Raw genomic sequence first — 16,415 nt, forward strand, 5'->3', positions numbered from 1 at the left:
GAGCAGGCTCACATCCGCCGGGCCCACGTCGCCGATCCGGGAATGCGGATCCTGCGCCGGGTCTACAACTACGACGAGGGGCTCACCCCGGACGGCCGCGCCGACTCCGGGCTGCTGTTCGCCTCCTACCAGGCCGACATCGCCCGGCAGTTCATCCCCATCCAGCGCAGGCTGGCCGAGGCCGATCTGCTCAACGAGTGGACGACCCCGATCGGCTCGGCGGTCTTCACCATCCCACCCGGCTGCTCGCCAGGCGGCTGGATCGGAGACACCCTGCTCAGCTGAGGGAACCCCGCCCCTCACACACGACGACCGCGCCGTGTCCGCCGGCTACCGGCAAACCCCTCCGTACGACAATGAGGACTGGCTCCGATGTCAGAAACAGAATTCCCGCTCATGCAGTTCATGCGTGAGGGCATGGACCCTGTGGCCGAGCTCGGCCGTATCCGAGACGAGCACCCTGTCTACCCGCTGCGTATGCCCGACGGATCGACGGTATGGCTGGTCACCCGCTACGACGACGTGCGCTCTGTGCTCGCAGACACCGCCAGGTTCAGCAACGACTTCGGCAACGTGACGGCCATCGGGTCCGCGCAGGAGGATCCCGGCGGCCTCGGCTTCCGTGACCCGCCGGATCACACCAGGCTGCGCAGGATGCTCACGCCGGAGTTCACCATGCGGCGGCTGCGCAGGCTGGAGCCCCGCCTCTCGGCCATCGTGGCCGAGCACCTCGACGAGATGGAGAGATCAGGCTCCCCCGCCGACCTGGTGCGTTCCTTCGCGCTGCCCATCCCGTCGCTGGTGGTCTGCGAGCTGCTGGGCGTGCCCTACGCCGACCGGTCCGACTTCCTGCGGCTGAGTACCGACCGGTTCGACCTGTCAGCAGGTCCCGAGGCCTCGCTGCAGGCGGTCAACGACTCGATGACCTACCTGACGGAGCTGGTCGCCCATCAGCGCAAGGAACCGGGCGACGGGCTGCTCGGCATGCTGCTCCGCGAGCACGGAGACGAGATCGAGGACCGGGAGCTGGCCGGCCTCGCCGACGGCCTGCTCACCGGCGGGCACGACACCAGCACGAGCATGCTCGCCCTGGGCACCCTGTGGCTCCTGCGAAACCCCGGGCAGCTCGCCCTTGTCCGCGATACCGACACCCATGTCGACCAGGTGGTGGAGGAACTGCTGCGCTACCTCACGGTTGTGCAGGTCGCCTTCCCTCGCTTCGCCCGCGAGGATCTCGTCCTGGCCGGGCAGCCGGTCGGCAAGGGCGAGATGGTGCTCTGCTCACTGATCGGCGCCAACCGCGACCCGGCTCTCGGCCCGGACATGGACACCGCCGTCCCCGGCCGTGCGATGCCCCCCCATCTGGCCTTCGGGCACGGCATCCACCGCTGCGTGGGTGCTCCCCTGGCCCAGATGGAGATGCGCATCGCCTTCCCGGCACTGCTGCGGCGCTTCCCTGACCTGCGGCTGGCCATACCGGCCGAGGAGATCCCGTACCGGAAGATCTCCATCGTCTACGGGGTCGACTCCCTGCCTGTCGCATGGTGACACATGCCCGCGAGCAGGAGGATCTGGGAGCCGGGCCGCCGGATTCGTCAGCTCCCACCAGCCGGTCAGCCTGCCCTCGCACCGTGCGGAACGGGCCGAGACGGTGGCCTGTGCATGATCAGACGGGTTGCGCCGACCTCTTCGTGAGCATGATCGACAGCCATCCTCGCCTGCGGTAAAGACACAGGGTCGTGATCGCGGCCGCATGGGTTGTGAGCCACGCCGGGCGGTTGCCTCTCACGCCGAGGATGGCGTCGTGGAGGGCGAGTCCAAGCCCTTGGCCGCAGCGCTGAGAGGATGCCCAGCTCGCGGAGGGTGAAGTCATTGCGGGCCTGCCCGCGGCGAGGGTGGCCAGTTGTGAGCAGCTCACCCCGTAGGCGAAAGGTTGGCCCCCTTCCTGCACCGTTCACGGCGGTTCCACTCCTCGGCAACGAGAGACCACACAACGTGATCAACACGGTTGTCCGCCGGGGCGGCCGAGATCGGCCCCTCGGCACGGATCATCGTTTCGGCGATCAAACCGGCCCAGCCGTGTGATGGACCGTTGTGGTCCTGCTCCCGGCCGGCAGGCGTTCGGCGAAGGCCATCGTGAAGGCTTTTGGTGTGGCCGCTCGCCAGGAGGATCAGTGGTCGGTCAACTGGGTGGCCAGCAGCGGAGTGTAGGCGCCCGCGCGGGTGAGGAGGTCGGCGTGCGTGCCGGTTTCGGCGACGCGGCCGTTCTCCATGACGACGACGCGGTCGGTGGTGCGGATGGTGGACAGGCGGTGGGCGACGGTCAAAGCAGAATCACTTCATCCTCTCCGGCGAAGAGTAGCGTTCCACCCGCTGGATCTGATCAGTTGTGCGAACACCGCGATCGGTGGCGACGAGCAGCAGTCGCCACACTGTGGAACGCCCTGGAGAACGTTCTACCAGCTCGCCACTGATGGCCTTGGGAAGGGCATAGGGCCAGGGTCACCACTGCCGAGCTCATCGGGCTGATGCTACCCCACTCTGTACGCATCGTTGCCGACCCCTCGCGGCCGTGACCGTGCCACTAGCGAGCAACTGGCTGCAGGCACTCAACCGCGTGCCGTCAGTTTCGGTTCGGTGACCAATACCTCACGGCGCACTTGACTGGATTGAGAATTATAGCGTTAAGTGATCAAAATCTAACGATACGCAACTCTCTCCCGGCTCTGGTGGATAAGGTGCCCTATGGGCTACGGCAGGCGGGCATGCGCCGCCGACGCGGTTTTGATGCGGACCGCCCTTTGCCAGAGTGGAGCTCTCCGATGAGTGTGCTGTTCCCGCTGTGGGCTGACAATCCGGCGATGGAAGACCTGCTCGGCTTCGACGCGGTATCTCAACCGGTGGTGGAGGCCGCGCGTCGCGACGGCCTGTTGCCGGTGACGATCGGTATCTACGGGCCGTGGGGCAGCGGGAAGTCTACGGTGCTGTCGGCTGTGGCGACCAGTCTGGGCTTGAATCGTGCGGTGGTCGTGGTCCGCGTTAACCCCTGGGAGTACGACACAGGCATCGACATCAAGGCCGAGTTGATCGGAGAGATCCTCAGCGCACTGCGCCAGGCTCGAAGCGATGAGCAGGCCTTGCCAGAGAAGGCCATGGGGATACTGGCCAAACTGGTCAAGCGGGTGCGATGGTCGAAGGCCATCACATTGGCGGGCAAAGCCCAGACGGGGCTGCCCGTGGGGGTTGAGCAGGTCACCGACTTATTCGCCGCCAATCCCGGCGATGACCTGGATGCCCGTGACTTGTCGTTGGCAGGTTTTCGCGGCGAGTTCGAGACGCTGCTGGAGTCCATCGAGGATCTGGACCGGGTCGTGGTGCTCGTCGATGACCTCGACCGGTGTCTGCCGGAGGCGGTGGTGGCCGTATTCGAGGGCATCAAGGTCTTCCTGGCCGTACCAAAGATGGCGTTCGTGATCGCTGCTGATGAGGATGCGATCGTGGAGGCGGTCAAGGTTCGTTTCAGCAGCGTGAGCGACCCGGCGACGATGGCGCGTCAATATTTGGAAAAGATCGTCCAGTTGCCGTTGCGAGTACCCGCACTGGGTGAGCCTGATACTCACGCCTACCTGGCGTTGCTGCAGCTACAGCAGCTGCGCGCGGATGCGACCTTGCAGCGGGAGCTGGTGGCGTACTGCGACGAGCGCCGCCGGGCAGGCCACGCCGATCTCCTCGAAGACGTCTCTGATGAGCTGCTTCCGATGGACGCGCGTACTCATCTGGTGTTGGCCAAGACACTCGCACCGGTGCTGCATAGCCGTACCGAGGGCAATCCCCGTCGCCTCAAGCGTTTCCTCAACGCCTACTGGATGCGCTGCGCTCAAGCTGAACTGCGACACCTGACACTCAACCGGGCCGCATTGGCCAAGCTGATGGTGCTGGAGCATTTCGCTCCCGACGACTTTCGTATGTTGATCGCGGCCGCGGCCGCAGGTCGGCTTCCCGGGCTTCTCGCGCTGCTCAACGAGCAGATCAGCTCTACCATCAGCGCTGACGACGACCTGGCGCAAACGGCGGAAACCGCCGAACACGTCGACAAGGATGAACGGGCGCTGGCCGAGTCTCTGCACTGGTGGTCGGTGCTGCCGCCCCAGCTGATGCCCTTGGAGCTCGACCCATATCTTCGGCTGGCTGCGACGCTGCACCGCATTCCGGTCGGGGCGGCCCGGCTGCGCGATGACCTGCGCCAGGTCTTCACCGCGCTGATGTCGAAATCGTTGAACGACCGAAACCAGGCGCGCAAAGTGGTCGAAGCCATGTCCGTCAAGGACCGCCTATCGCTGCTGGGTGCACTCGCCGCTGAACTCCGGGCCCGCCCGGACGATGAAAAAATTCTGACCGAGGCACTGGTGGTCGTCGCCACTGGCGATGACTCCCTGATACAAGCACTGGCCATCGCGCTGCAGAACATCGATCATCGTGAACTCGGCCAGGTCGTGCCGGTGGTTCTCGAACCGCTGGCGAGCGCCCCGCCGATCGCGCAGCTGTTGCGGGCATGGACGGAGCATCCGTCGGTTCCAGCTGAAACCCGCAAGGCCGCCCGTGATGCTCTTGCTCTCCAGACGCGCAACCAAGCTCAGCGTGGCGGCTGGTAAGGCGTGGGAACCTCCAAGGCCTACGACGGCAGTGGCGGGCAGTGGCGCAAGGTACGACGCGAGGCACAAAAGCTCGCTGAGGCCGATACCGACGGTCTCGACACCATCGGCATCGATGCCCTGGTCGCCCAGTTGGTAGGCACGTCCATTGACACTCTCGGCTGGCATGGCCCCGCCCTGCGCCAGTCTGGCGGCGGCGGTACTGACGGCCCTGCCGCTGGCGGTGCCGCAGCTAGGTCCACGCGAGGGGAATCAGCAGGGCGACGCGCAGGTGGCACTAATCTGCACACCCACCTGGGACGTGCCGCTGCGGCGCGGTCGGCGACCACGGCCCTGCGCGCCGCCTACCGGGTGGCTGGAGGCGGCGGTGGCGGCGCATCCGGTGGCCTGCCTGAGCTGGGCATCAGTCACGCCCAGCTGGCCGCGGCAAATCCGTTTGAGCAATGCGCGGCGATCGTTGATGCCGTCCGCGACGGCAACTCCCTGGCCGACGACGCGATCGCCGCCGCCAACCGTGAAGCCGTGCTGGCCATCTTGACCGCCGAGTCACCGCCACCGCCCGAGGTGGCGGTGCGTATCTTCGTGACGGAGTTGCTGTCGCACATCATCATCACCGAGATCGGACAGACCCTGCGCCAGCACACCGACGCGGCCGCATCCGTACGGCAGGAACGCCGTATCCGCGACTGTGTCGAAGCCGTGGTCGACCAGCTGCCGTTGCTGGCGCTGGACCACGGTGGCCGCATCACCGCCACAGAGCTCAGCCAGACCATCGAAAGCGGCCTGAGCCGGCTCTATGACATCCACATCCCGGGCCACGCCTCATGACCGCTTACCGGCTGACCACCCAGATGCCCCCTACAGGCCTGAGCGACCTGCCCGCCGAGGTGCTGCTGTGGCGCACTCCACCGGAAACCTCCAGCTTCCACACACCGCAACTGGACCCGTGGGCGACCACCTTGGGCGCCCCTCCCCCCGCGACGGTGGATCTGCTGCGCATCGCCGTGGCGGCCTATATCGCCGACCGCCTCACCCCCCGCCACGCCACTGCTGGCGATGCCGACGCCCCAGTGGACCGGTGGAGCAGAACGCTGCGGCTGACCATAGAAGTAACCGATGTCGAGCGCTGCGCCGAGGTGCGGGACCAGGTGCAGTGGCTGCTCGGCTTCCTCACCGGCGACATGTGGGAACTCGCCTTCACCGCCGGGCCTCGCACCCCACTTACTCCCCGGCGAAAACACCCTCCCAGCGCCCCACCAGCCAACCCCGATCAGGTGGTGTGCCTGTTCTCCGGTGGCGCTGACTCCACCTGCGGGGTCCTCACCGCCCTGCACCGGACCGGCACACTGCCGGTACTGATCTCACACTGGGACGCCACCGTCACCAGCAACGCCCAAAAGCAGGTGGTGACCGCACTTGGCCAGCTGATCGGACCGGCAGACCTCCAGCGGCTAACCCGCGCGGACCTTGACGAGGGCATCGGCCGGCAGTGGCATCGGATCCGCCTCGGCCGACGCCCCACCCAGCTCGGTTCCGCCATCCGCTTCGGAACGGAGAACTCCAGCCGCAGCCGCTCGCTCCTCTTCCTCACCCTTGGAGCCGCCGTGGCCGCCCAAGGCTCAGGCACCTTATGGGTGCCCGAGAACGGCTACTTGTCACTTAACCTGCCGCTGGCCTCCGAACGCGGCAGCAGCCTGACCACCCGCACCACCCACCCGCTGCTGCTACATCGCCTACAAGAACTCTTCGATGCGCTGCAGATACCGGTGTTGGTGCACAATCCCTTCACCGCGATGACCAAGGCGGAGATGTTCACCGCGACCGCAGCCCTCTACCACCCCCGGCACCTTGCCGGCGTGCTGGCGGCCACCCACTCCTGCGCCAAGGCCAACCTGCACTTTCACGGGTTTCCTGACAGCACCCATTGCGGCCTGTGCTACGCCTGCCTGGTACGGCGGTCGGCGTTCCTCGCCGCGGGCTGGTCCGACCCCACCAGTTATATCGAGACCTCCCTGCCCCCGGGCGACGTCCGAAGGACCGCCTTCATCACCCCCGCCCGCCGCCTGGACTACCAGACCGTCCAGGCCGCGGCCGTTCGAGGCCTGTCCATCGGTGATGTCATCACCCATCAACTGCCCGCCGGCACCGACTACCACGCGGCTCTCCGCCTGGCCCAGCGAGGCCTCGCCGAGGTCGCCGCGGTGCACATCTCATGACCGGCCGCCGTCCTGACCAAGCCGCCACGTGGCCACCCCCTGCCGACCAGGCACCTCCGCTGCCCGCGCTGGACGCCCACGCCCACCTGCCACTCCCCGCAGTGGCCTTCGCACCACTGTCATCTCGGGCAATCATCATGGCCATGACCACCAGCCCTGCCATGTACCAAGAGGCGATGGCCTGGCAACATCCCCTCGTCACCTGGGCCTTCGGCGCGCACCCGGCCGACCCGCACGCCCTTGCCGCTGCCGCCGGGCTCGATGACCGAGCCTTGGCCGACCATCTCGCTCATGCGCCGGTGATCGGGGAAATCGGCCTGGACGGCACCGGCGCCACTACCCTGCCACAACAACGTGCCCTGCTCAGCCGGTTGCTGACCATGCTGCACCGCACACCGCGACCCACCTCACTGCACAGCCGCCGCGCCGTCACCGAAACCGTGGACGCCCTGCGCCACGCCCCGCCTGGAATCATTTTGCACTGGTGGACCGGAGGAACAGCCGCCACCCGGGCCGTGCTCGACGTCGGCTGCTATATCAGTGTCAACAACACCCAGGCACGGCGTACCGCTTTCCTTGGCCATCTGCCCCGTGACCGCGTCCTGGTCGAGACCGACCACCCTTACGCGGGATCCGCCGCACCCGGCGATGTCGCCATGACGGAACACGCTCTCGCGGAAGCCTGGGGTATCTCCCGCGCTCAGGTTCGCCACCAGATCTGGCGCAACTTCGATCGTCTCCTCACCGAAACCGCATCACACTCCAGACAATCCCTCCTCATCCAGCAAGTATGTGAAATCGCCCGAGCCGCTTGATCAGCGTTCAATCTTCAGCCCGATGCTAAGGCGGCTACCAGCACTCCCCGTGACGTCATTGCTGGTCACCAGCCTGCCAAGCGAGATCGCCGAGCACCTGTTCTACCTGGCGACAGTGGGTTACCTATTTTCGTCTCCCCTGCTGGACCATGCCATGTCAGAACACCATGGTGTCGCTGACGGTCACGGTCTTCCGGGTGGGGGCGGGGCATCCGAGAGTGGTAACTCATCACGGGTGATCACGCTTGTCGTGATCGCGCGAAGAGTAGGAGCTTCACTCGTTGGGTGAGGCTCCGCGCACGGTGAACAATTCCTTGATCGGGATGTCGAGGGCATCAGCGATCTGGAAAACATTGTCCAGCCGAGGACTGTACATGCCGTTCTCGATGCGGTTGATGGTTTTGCGGTCGACTTCGGCGAGTTCTCCGAGTCGTTCCTGGCTGAGCCCTTGGCCTTCCCGCACGTCGCGCAGCCGCAGGCCGAACTGTCTGCGCAGCTCAGCGAGGCGTGGCGAGGTCGGGGCGGGCACTTACCCACGGTGGCGTGCATGATCCTCAAAGGTCTGTACCAAGTTTGGTACATATCACGTAGGGCGATCAGCGCCCGCCTCCGCGCAGCCGGGAAGCTGACGGCGACCCCTTTGCTCACCTCGGCAAACCTGAAGAGGCAACAATGATCACAACGGAGTCGCGTCGCCCCGCACGCACGATCGCCCTGCCGCGCCGCAACCACCACGGCGGCCACTCCCCCGCCTGGCTGCTGGTCCAAGCCGCTCAGCTGTCCTGGGAGATCAACTCCATCCTGTCCCTCATCCACGGCGCACGGCTCAACCTCACCGAGGAACTGTCCATCCAGCACGAGGCGACCCAAGCCCTGATCAACGCCGCCCACGCCGGCGTCGTCGTCGAATCCCGCCTACCTCTGGCCCCCTCCTGGAGCAGCGGGGTACCGCGCCCGCGCTCGGTGTTCGCTCAAGCCCGCGAGGCCGGCAGCGATCCGCAGGCGGTCATCCCGGAGATGTTCGCCCCCGCCAAACCCGACATTCCCGCCGAACACCTGCAGGCGCTGAGCGAGGCCTCCCGCCCCGACCTTTTCCCGCATGCCCAGTGTGCCGGCGTCAACCTCAAAGGGGTGCGCTGCGCCAAGCGCATCTTCACCGGCATCGGCGCCGAGCACTGCCACGTGCATCTGACCACCACCGAACAACAACGCCGTGAACAGCTGCGCGCCGCCCGCGAAAAGGTCCGCCAGGCCGAAGAGGACGCGGTCGAGTGCCAGCGGGTGACCTTGGCCCACGACTGGATCGACCGCTACGGCCGCCGCCCCCACCGGGTGGAACTTCCCACCCTGCCTTCGCGGCCCCACCAGATCACCATCACCCACCCCGACGCCCCGCGGCAGGCGGATACGCCTCATGCGGTCATCGGGGTGTATGAGACCGGCTGGCTGACGATCTGCCCTCGCGCCGGTGAGATCATCAGAGCTTTCCTTGATGCTCCGCGCGCCTCAGCGCAAGAGATCGCCGCACACGCCGCAGCCCAGACCCCTGGACGATGGGGCGACGGCGAGCAGTGGCTGACCTCCAGCATCTGGGATGGCATCCAGCCGCCCCTGGACTGCATACCAGCTGCCGGTGAGATGCCCGAGCTGGACGAATACCCCGGCATCCACACGTTGCGGCTGCAGATGATCGGCGATGAACGCAACTGGGCCCGCTGGGACAGCGGATTCTCCGCACTGGTTCAGGCCTGCGGCCACCCGGAGGTGGAGACCATGGCGGATCTGCTGACGTTCTGGCAGCACGTGGGCATCCTGACCCAAACCCAAATCACGGACGCCGGCTCGTGCGCCGAACCTGAGCTGATGATCGGGACAACGGTGCGCTCGCCCTGGCGGGTCTTGCATGCGGTGGGGCGCCCCGAGACTCCGTACGCGCTGATGGGAGCGGTGCGCTTCCTGACCGAGGTAGCCACCCCGTGGGATCGCGAGATCTCTCCAGGGGAGGTCCTGGAGTTGGCCCGCGTCGCCATATAGAAGTGCACCGCGGGTATCGCACTGGGCCGTGCGGCCCCGGCGGGACGATTTAGTGGGGACCGGGACCGGTGAGGTGCGGTCGACTCGGGAGGCGCGGGCAGGGAGGTGCGTGGCCGCCCAGGCATCGATGTGATCAAAAGCGGCGCGCAGGGCGGCCCCCTGCCCGATCAAGCAATAGGTGATCCGGGTGGGCGGCCCGTCCTCCACGATGCGTCGCATCAGCCCCTGGTTGGCGAGTTCGCGCAGCCGCTCGGTCAGCACCCGGACAGAAAGGCCCAGCACTGCTCGGGCCAGCTCGCTGAAGCAGGCCTCGCCTTGGCGTAACAGGTACAGGACCTACAAGGTCCAGCGGCGACTGAGCAGATCGATCACCGCGACCAAGCCGAGCAGATCAAGTGGCTGCTGCCCCGTACCAACGTCCCCGGCGCCGATCAGGTCGTCGTCGACAACGCCAACCGGCTGCAAGGCAGGGAATTCGAGGTGGTCATCGCCGTGCATCCGCTGTCCGGCCGACGCGACGCAACCGCCTTCCAGCTAGAAGCGGGCCGGCTCTGCGTGCTCACCTCACGTCACCGGCACGCCTGCATCATCGTCGCCCGCGCCGGCATCACCCATCTCCTCGACGCCCACCCCGCCATCGCCCCTGTGCATCTCAACGTCCCCGTCAAATTCCCCGACGGGTGGGAAACCCACTACACCGTACTCAGCCATCTGGAGCGGCACACGATCGTCGCACCGGGCTGAGGTGCATGCCAATGGTTCGCGCAGGGCAAGAATCTCGACGCCCCTATCCATATTCCCCATATAGCAACACAGCCCAGCCCGCAGACGGATGAGATAGCCGTCGCGGGACTTTCCTGCATAACCGCGCTCCCTCATCAGGATCCGCCGCCTGGCCTGCCCCGACTGCGGGAGCAGGCGTCGGTGCGGTTGTGGCCGGGTAGACCCGTGAATGGATCGAGGCCCGCCGCTACATGGGCCCGGACATGCTGGTCAAAATCCGGCTGCAGGTGATTTGCGGCGACACACCGCAGCAGAACCCACTCGCCCAGGCACTCACCGCTTAACCTGCAAAAACAGGATCATGTGGAGATCGGCTCTGCACCACTGCGCTGGGCATGACCCAGACCCTGCGTTCAGTGTGTCGCGTCGGGCGCCGCTTGGTAGGAGGTCAACCCATGGCCAACATCGATCATGAGCAACGTGAAATAGTCGTGAAACGGCTACGCCAGTTGCGGGAGGCCGGCTATCTAACGGCTGAACATGTAAGGCTGGCGGCCAGTAGTTTGGGGCTCAGCGAGCGCACTCTATGGCGGTGGCTGAACAACCAAGACGATGTGCATCGCACCGGTGCCAAGCGGATAGGGCCCTCGTTGGCGGCCGGCGGTGAACGCCGGGTCTTTGAAAATCGGATCCTTTTTCGGGGTTTCACCTACCTCGCATCCGAACTGCATCGCTATCACGGTTACAAGGTGGAGGTTCACTACATACCCAGCGATAACCATTTCGTCGAGGTCCACCTCGGCGCTCAGCATCTGTGTACCGCCCACATGGAAAACCATCCCACTGCCGGACGAGAGTGAAGTTTCCCAGACCGTTAGTCCTCTGATGCTCCAAATTTAATCAGGTTTCACGGCGAATGACTTTACAGGGATGGCGTTACGCAGAGAAGTCTCCATGATCGCGGGAGTGCCGCGATAGGGAATCAATTCAGGTGGCGGCGAAGGTACTCCTTATGAGTTTTTCCAGATAGCAAGATAGTCAGGGTGGATGCAGTCGAAAACTCATCAGACTGATATGGCAGGCGGTACGTTCAGTCATATTTGAGCTGGGCGATATAGGACCCGTAGGAGGTCACCATGGTGAAGGTCGGAGAAAATTCCAATCAGCGGCAAACGCGACCTTTTTCCACGATCCCCTTAGACGAGCACGGTCAAGAGGATCTGCGCTTGCTGGCACAGGGGGAAATTCCGATCATCCTGCCCCCCAAGGGCACCCAGGCGCCCATACACGGCATTGACGAGCTAGCAATGGCACTAAAATGGATTTATATGCCAGAGCAGGTGCGGATGGTGACCGTCGTTTGGTTGTCGAGCCATCAGGGCTTCTCCTCTGACAACAGAAATCGCTACATCAACGAGATCGGCTGGTGGCTGTGGTGGCTACGGGCCCGCTACGCAGAATTCGACCGAGTATCGGCGCTTGAGGCCGATCTGTTCGACGCTGCGATGCGCGCCGCCGGGTTGAGCGCTAGTACTCGCCGGGGACGAATCACAGTGGTCTCGTCGTGGTATAACCATTTGATCGGTGCCGGATGTACCGTCTCCAATCCGTTCGACGGAATGACACGGCCCAAACCTCCGGCCAGTAGCGTCCCGCACATCACTGATGATCAGCTGGTAGGCATTCTGGCCCACGCTGCGATGCACGAGAGCATCGGCGTCCAGGCGATTTTGGTCACGCTGGTCGCCACCGGCTTTCCCGTCAGTTCTTTAACCGAAATAAGAGTCCAGCGCCTGACTCGCAACGACGGACACTGGATCCTTCGTCTGTCGATCACCGACGGCAGCCACGCGATAATTCTTCCCTCTTACGCCGGGCAGGTCCTGCATGCCTACCGCGCGACCCGTCGCAACAAGCCCGGGCTGCTGTTCACCACCCGCAGCGGCGCACCGCTGCAACCTCCCTACATCAACCAGCTGGTCCGGCGGATCGCTCGCGCCGCCGGTATCGACAACGCCGAACGGGTGAGCGCACAAGCCATCCAGCACAGCATCAGCACCTCCCACTCGCAAAAGACCATCCGGACACGGCCCGGTCACTCTAGCGCCGTCACTGCTCAGCCTGGCCTCCCTTCCCCGCCGCCCTACCGCTGCCCCACCTACCGGCTGTACCAGCAGGTGGCCGCCGAGGTGGCGCGACGCCAGCGACGCCAGCACTCAATCTCTCCGCCGCCGGTGAGCCGCAGGTCGCCCAAACCGTATCGCTCGTGACCTCACCACGCAGAGCCAGTGGCATAGACCGCCAGCTCGTCTGCCTTCCCCTCGCGGCGAGGAATCGATGCCATATCAGCGATGATCATCACGACGTCGGTCTTCGCTTTCGGGCATCCAACGAGCAACGAGCTGAGTCAGCGTGGGAATGACAGGCCGATCCCAGACCTCAACGACGGCTCGGCTTCCCGCGTCACCGATCGGATTGTTTATTTGATGGGGAAGACTGACTCTCAAATTTAGGAATATCCGGTACGGTAATCAGGCCTAGGCCGTATAGCACATCTGGGTGCGCTCCCAGCATTCCGTGGGCTTGCTTGGCAATCCGGCGATGAATCAAGACCTCGGTGGTCTCCCAATCCAGTGCTGTTCGCACGCCTGAGCGCTCATAGCGTAGATAGAGCATATGAGAAAGAACGAGCGCTTCTCTGGTCGTTAGGGGTATCTGGGCCTGCTTCACCAACTGCAACGTGGCGTCTGCCTCTGGCGGAAGCTGGCCTGGGCGGGGTTCTAAGTGCAGGTAATCGCCAACTCGTGCGAGATGCAAGGCCGTACCGAGCAGTCGAAGTATCAGCATCCGGGCAGCTTCCTCGACCCGCTTAAGCGGCCAATCCAGCGCAGTGGCCAGCTCGCCGACGGAGAGTCGGCCGTGCCGAGCAAGGGCGGCCTCCAGAAGAAGGTCATCGTCATCTGGCAGGGGCGGTGTGGCCGGTCGTTGCTGGCCAAGCAGTGCAGCGAGATCGATATCCAACGTCTCGCAGATACGGACGGCCAGTTCGATGCTGATCGTTGCCGGCGCGGGAGCATTGCGCAAGCCCTCTAAAGACACCCCCACCCGCATGGTGAATTCGACCTCGCCCAGGTGAAGCTCGGTCACTCTTTGCTGAATTAGCTCCAGATCAAGCATCGGGGCACTCCTGCAGCTGGCTAGTGGCGTGTTACGCAACCTTGGTGGGATAACTGGTCCATGAGCGGATCGGGGAACTGGCCGCGAAGCTGACCTTGGGCCGGGCGTGCCGGTTGTGCCAGCGGATGTAGGCGGCGATGGCGGCGTTCTGCTCGGGGTGACTGCGGTGGTCGGTGCCGTTGAGGGCGAAGTAGCGCAGTGCGGCGAATTCGGACTCGATCCAGTTCAGCCAGGAGGCGTAGGTCGGCAGGAACACCAGCTCGACCTCGTTGGCGGCGGCCCAGGCTTTGACCTGGGGATGCTTGTGCGGCGAGTAGTTGTCCACGATCAGGTGGAGGGTGCCTGCGGGCCAGCGCTCGCGCAGGGACTTGATGAACGACAGGAACTCACGCCATCGTTTGCGTTTACGGATCCGGTAGTGGATCTTCCCGGTGGCCAGGTCCAGGGCACCGAGCAGGTGCATGACCCCGCTGTAGCGGTTGTAGGTGGCCCGCAGGCGGCGGGGGTTCTTACCCGGCCGCCAGGCCTTGCCCTTGCGGGGCTGCAGGTTCAAGGGGCCGAACTCATCCACGCACACCACCCGCCCACCCGTGGGTGGGGCGTCGTACAGGGCCAGGATGCGCTGCATCTTGGCGACGAAGTCGGTGTCGTTGCTGCTCTTCCACGTCGTGGTGGTCTGCCATGACACCTTGCCGGCCTTGAGGATCCGCGCCAGATGCTGGCGGCTGATCGAGGTCACCAGCCGCAACTCGATCAGGTGGGCGGCGAGCTTGGACAGGCTCCAGGTGGAAAAGCCGGTGAGGCCCCACTCGGCGGGGGTCGTCCGGGCGATCAGGCAGATGCGCTCGCGCACCCACTCACTGATCCTGCGTGGACGACCCCCGCTCCATTTTGGGTCCAACGCCTCGAACCCCCGCTCGTTGAACGCGTGCACCACCTGGCGCACGTAGTCGTCACTGACCTGCATCAACGACGTGATCGCCGAAGCCGACTGCCCTTGCGCGGACATCAGCACCACGATCGCCCGCCGCAGCTTCACCGGATCCTTGGCCGATCGGGTGATCCTTTGCAGGCGCCGTCCCTCCTCCATCGTCAGCGCACGGACGAACACCTCGGGTTTACGTGCCATGACCACCTCCCAGAACTACTCCGGGACCAGGCTGGCCTGCTCACCCGCCGAGATCAAATAGCCCAGCAAGGTTCAGTGACACGCCACTAGAGGTATTCCACTGCGACACCATGGGGCCTTGGAGGCGGTGCAGTGATTTTCCCACCCTCCAGCAGTCGGTCCGCAGGTCCCAGGGCCGGATCCCCTGACGTCGCTCCACCAGCGCCGGTACGGTAAGAGCACACAACCGGGCGGTGTCGATCAGTTGCTGGTTACCGCGCCCGATTCCCTGTGCAAGGAGCGGCTCGGTGGGCTCGCTCCCGCACAGCGACAAAAACAGCCGGGCAGCAGCCAGTAACGGCCGCGCGTAGATGGGCACTCCGTAGATGATCGGCTCATCGACCAGACGGTAGCCCTCGATGGGGCTCTCCATGACTTCCAAAGTGGCCGCATCGTCGCTGAGAGTGGCAATGGAAACCCCGGCGAGCTGGGCGGGATCGGCTCCGGTGAACAGGACGGTGGCCAACGCGGCGGCGTGTACCGGGTGCAGGACGCGGGTGCGGATGCGATCGGTGTCCTCAACGTTCAACCGTGCGATGAGTCCGCGCCCGGTGGCGCGATCGAGTAACGGGGGCACGGCAAGGAGCAGCCCATGCAGGAAAAACCCTGCCTGCGCCCCGCGGATGCGGACGATCGCGTGTTCACGGGTCGGGCAGTCAGCGACCAGATCTGCCAGGAACAGCCGCAGTGAACGCACACTACCAGCCCGATAAGGGTAGGGCTCAAGCTGAGTCGCCCCAGTGCCGGGCATGCGACGAGCTATCGCGAAAGGCAATACCCCTCGATCGTCTAAGGGAGAGTGCTCCGGGTGGCCCTGCCCCGGCAGTTCTATGGTGTCGAGAGGAAGTTGCGCGGGCGCTGCCGTCGGGACCTGGTCTCCCAAATCGTCCTGCTGGAGGATCCAGGTGCAGGCCATGTCCATCCCATAGTTGTAGACGGCATCCACTCGCTCGAAGGCTGACAAATCGAGCCTTGACCAGCCGGAGCTCTTGTCAGTGGGGTAGTTGAGGCGCAACTGCCGATAGGCGTCGGCGCGGAAATAGGGAAAGTCGCTGGTCGGCAGCCCTGGTAGCGGTTGCTCCTCGGTGTCGGTCGCCGCGTGCAGGCTTGGCTGCTGACCGGTGGAAGTACAGCGCAGCACGCGCCGGATCGGTGTCGAAGTCCGCCACGGTTTGCGGTTGTACTTAGCCGCGACGATGGCCTGGCGGAGACTTCCCACAACCTTGAAGCGGCAACTGCCCGGAAACTCCTCCGGCCAGTCCGCAGCCGCCGCATGCCACACAGCTGTCAGTATCGCGCCGGCATCATCGGCCAACTGGATCACGCGAGTCCGCTGCTGCCGGGTGAGCAGGTGCGCGCGCAACACAATGATGTGCCAGACCCCCTCGGCGACCACCCAGGCGGTAGCCACACGCGAGAGGCGTTCCTCCACACCTCCGGGGCCCGCCAGGGACGAGGCTTGGTCGATCGGCTTTCCCAGCGCGGTGAGCACATCCATGCACACGTCAACCACTCCGTTGGCCCCAGGAGTGGGGTGAATGGTGATCGATCCCCGTGATGGATCATGTGCCTCCCATGCGAGGGTGATGGAGTCAACATCGTCGTCCGGATCTAAGACGATCATCAGTGG

15 protein-coding genes and 2 pseudogenes are annotated in these 16,415 nt (G+C 64.9%); 10 read left to right on the forward strand and 7 right to left on the reverse strand.

Annotation, left to right across the window (positions count from 1 at the left end; all coding sequences use genetic code 11):
• Positions 1 to 285, forward strand: a pseudogene (locus AB0K21_RS40290) (peroxidase); the annotation flags it as partial.
• Positions 286 to 372: 87 nt separating this feature from the next.
• The gene (locus AB0K21_RS40295; RefSeq protein ID WP_364157712.1) at positions 373 to 1,548 is read left to right on the forward strand and encodes a cytochrome P450; all 1,176 of its coding nucleotides are present in this window, start codon (positions 373 to 375) and stop codon (positions 1,546 to 1,548) included.
• A 623-nt stretch (positions 1,549 to 2,171) separates the two neighbouring features.
• Here the strand turns inward: AB0K21_RS40295 and AB0K21_RS40300 are convergent.
• On the reverse strand, positions 2,172 to 2,327 hold the full coding sequence (locus tag AB0K21_RS40300; protein WP_364157715.1) for a hypothetical protein: 156 nt from the start codon (positions 2,325 to 2,327) through the stop codon (positions 2,172 to 2,174).
• 495 nt (positions 2,328 to 2,822) lie between these two features.
• Between AB0K21_RS40300 and AB0K21_RS40305 the strand changes: the two genes are divergently transcribed.
• From AB0K21_RS40305 to AB0K21_RS40320, 4 genes are all read left to right on the forward strand, one after another.
• Positions 2,823 to 4,652, forward strand: a complete 1,830-nt coding sequence (locus tag AB0K21_RS40305) for a P-loop NTPase fold protein (RefSeq protein ID WP_364157718.1) — start codon at positions 2,823 to 2,825, stop codon at positions 4,650 to 4,652.
• Positions 4,653 to 4,655: 3 nt separating this feature from the next.
• On the forward strand, positions 4,656 to 5,480 hold the full coding sequence (locus tag AB0K21_RS40310) for a hypothetical protein (RefSeq protein WP_364157721.1): 825 nt from the start codon (positions 4,656 to 4,658) through the stop codon (positions 5,478 to 5,480).
• 23 nt (positions 5,481 to 5,503) lie between these two features.
• Complete coding sequence (locus AB0K21_RS40315; protein ID WP_364157724.1) at positions 5,504 to 6,868, forward strand: 7-cyano-7-deazaguanine synthase; 1,365 nt, start codon at positions 5,504 to 5,506, stop codon at positions 6,866 to 6,868.
• 143 nt (positions 6,869 to 7,011) lie between these two features.
• On the forward strand, positions 7,012 to 7,683 hold the full coding sequence (locus AB0K21_RS40320; RefSeq protein ID WP_364157727.1) for a TatD family hydrolase: 672 nt from the start codon (positions 7,012 to 7,014) through the stop codon (positions 7,681 to 7,683).
• A 274-nt stretch (positions 7,684 to 7,957) separates the two neighbouring features.
• On the opposite strand, the gene AB0K21_RS40325 is transcribed toward AB0K21_RS40320, so the two are convergent.
• On the reverse strand, positions 7,958 to 8,212 hold the full coding sequence (locus AB0K21_RS40325; protein ID WP_364157730.1) for a helix-turn-helix transcriptional regulator: 255 nt from the start codon (positions 8,210 to 8,212) through the stop codon (positions 7,958 to 7,960).
• 143 nt (positions 8,213 to 8,355) lie between these two features.
• Between AB0K21_RS40325 and AB0K21_RS40330 the strand changes: the two genes are divergently transcribed.
• Positions 8,356 to 9,717, forward strand: coding sequence for a hypothetical protein (locus AB0K21_RS40330; RefSeq protein ID WP_364157733.1), 1,362 nt, complete (start codon positions 8,356 to 8,358; stop codon positions 9,715 to 9,717).
• A gap of 111 nt (positions 9,718 to 9,828) precedes the next feature.
• On the opposite strand, the pseudogene AB0K21_RS40335 reads toward AB0K21_RS40330, so the two are convergent.
• Positions 9,829 to 10,050 (reverse strand): annotated as a pseudogene (locus AB0K21_RS40335) (helix-turn-helix domain-containing protein); the annotation flags it as partial.
• 3 nt (positions 10,051 to 10,053) lie between these two features.
• A complete protein-coding gene (locus AB0K21_RS40340; protein ID WP_364157736.1) occupies positions 10,054 to 10,215 on the reverse strand; it encodes a hypothetical protein in 162 nt (53 codons plus the stop codon).
• On the opposite strand from AB0K21_RS40340, the gene AB0K21_RS40345 reads away from it, so the two are divergent.
• From AB0K21_RS40345 to AB0K21_RS40355, 3 genes are all read left to right on the forward strand, one after another.
• A complete protein-coding gene (locus AB0K21_RS40345) occupies positions 10,198 to 10,461 on the forward strand; it encodes a hypothetical protein (RefSeq protein WP_364157739.1) in 264 nt (87 codons plus the stop codon). The genes AB0K21_RS40340 and AB0K21_RS40345 overlap by 18 nt on opposite strands.
• Before the next feature lie 434 nt (positions 10,462 to 10,895).
• Positions 10,896 to 11,300 (forward strand): Mu transposase C-terminal domain-containing protein, encoded by a 405-nt coding sequence (locus tag AB0K21_RS40350; protein ID WP_364157742.1) that lies wholly within the window; start codon positions 10,896 to 10,898, stop codon positions 11,298 to 11,300.
• 276 nt (positions 11,301 to 11,576) lie between these two features.
• Positions 11,577 to 12,710, forward strand: a complete 1,134-nt coding sequence (locus tag AB0K21_RS40355) for a tyrosine-type recombinase/integrase (protein WP_364157745.1) — start codon at positions 11,577 to 11,579, stop codon at positions 12,708 to 12,710.
• 193 nt (positions 12,711 to 12,903) lie between these two features.
• Here AB0K21_RS40355 and AB0K21_RS40360 read toward each other — a convergent pair whose 3' ends face one another.
• From AB0K21_RS40360 to AB0K21_RS40370, 3 genes are read right to left on the reverse strand one after another with little or no spacing between them, the layout of a single operon-like run.
• Complete coding sequence (locus tag AB0K21_RS40360) at positions 12,904 to 13,617, reverse strand: hypothetical protein (protein WP_364157748.1); 714 nt, start codon at positions 13,615 to 13,617, stop codon at positions 12,904 to 12,906.
• A gap of 31 nt (positions 13,618 to 13,648) precedes the next feature.
• Positions 13,649 to 14,746, reverse strand: coding sequence for an IS630 family transposase (locus tag AB0K21_RS40365; RefSeq protein ID WP_364157751.1), 1,098 nt, complete (start codon positions 14,744 to 14,746; stop codon positions 13,649 to 13,651).
• A gap of 40 nt (positions 14,747 to 14,786) precedes the next feature.
• Entirely contained in the window at positions 14,787 to 16,409 is a 1,623-nt protein-coding gene (locus AB0K21_RS40370; protein ID WP_364157754.1) for a hypothetical protein, read from the reverse strand.
• Between the last annotated feature and the right edge of the window lie 6 nt (positions 16,410 to 16,415).

It is taken from the genome of Streptosporangium sp. NPDC049248 (assembly GCF_040678965.1).
Taxonomy (GTDB): Bacteria; Actinomycetota; Actinomycetes; order Streptosporangiales; family Streptosporangiaceae; genus Streptosporangium; species Streptosporangium fukuiense.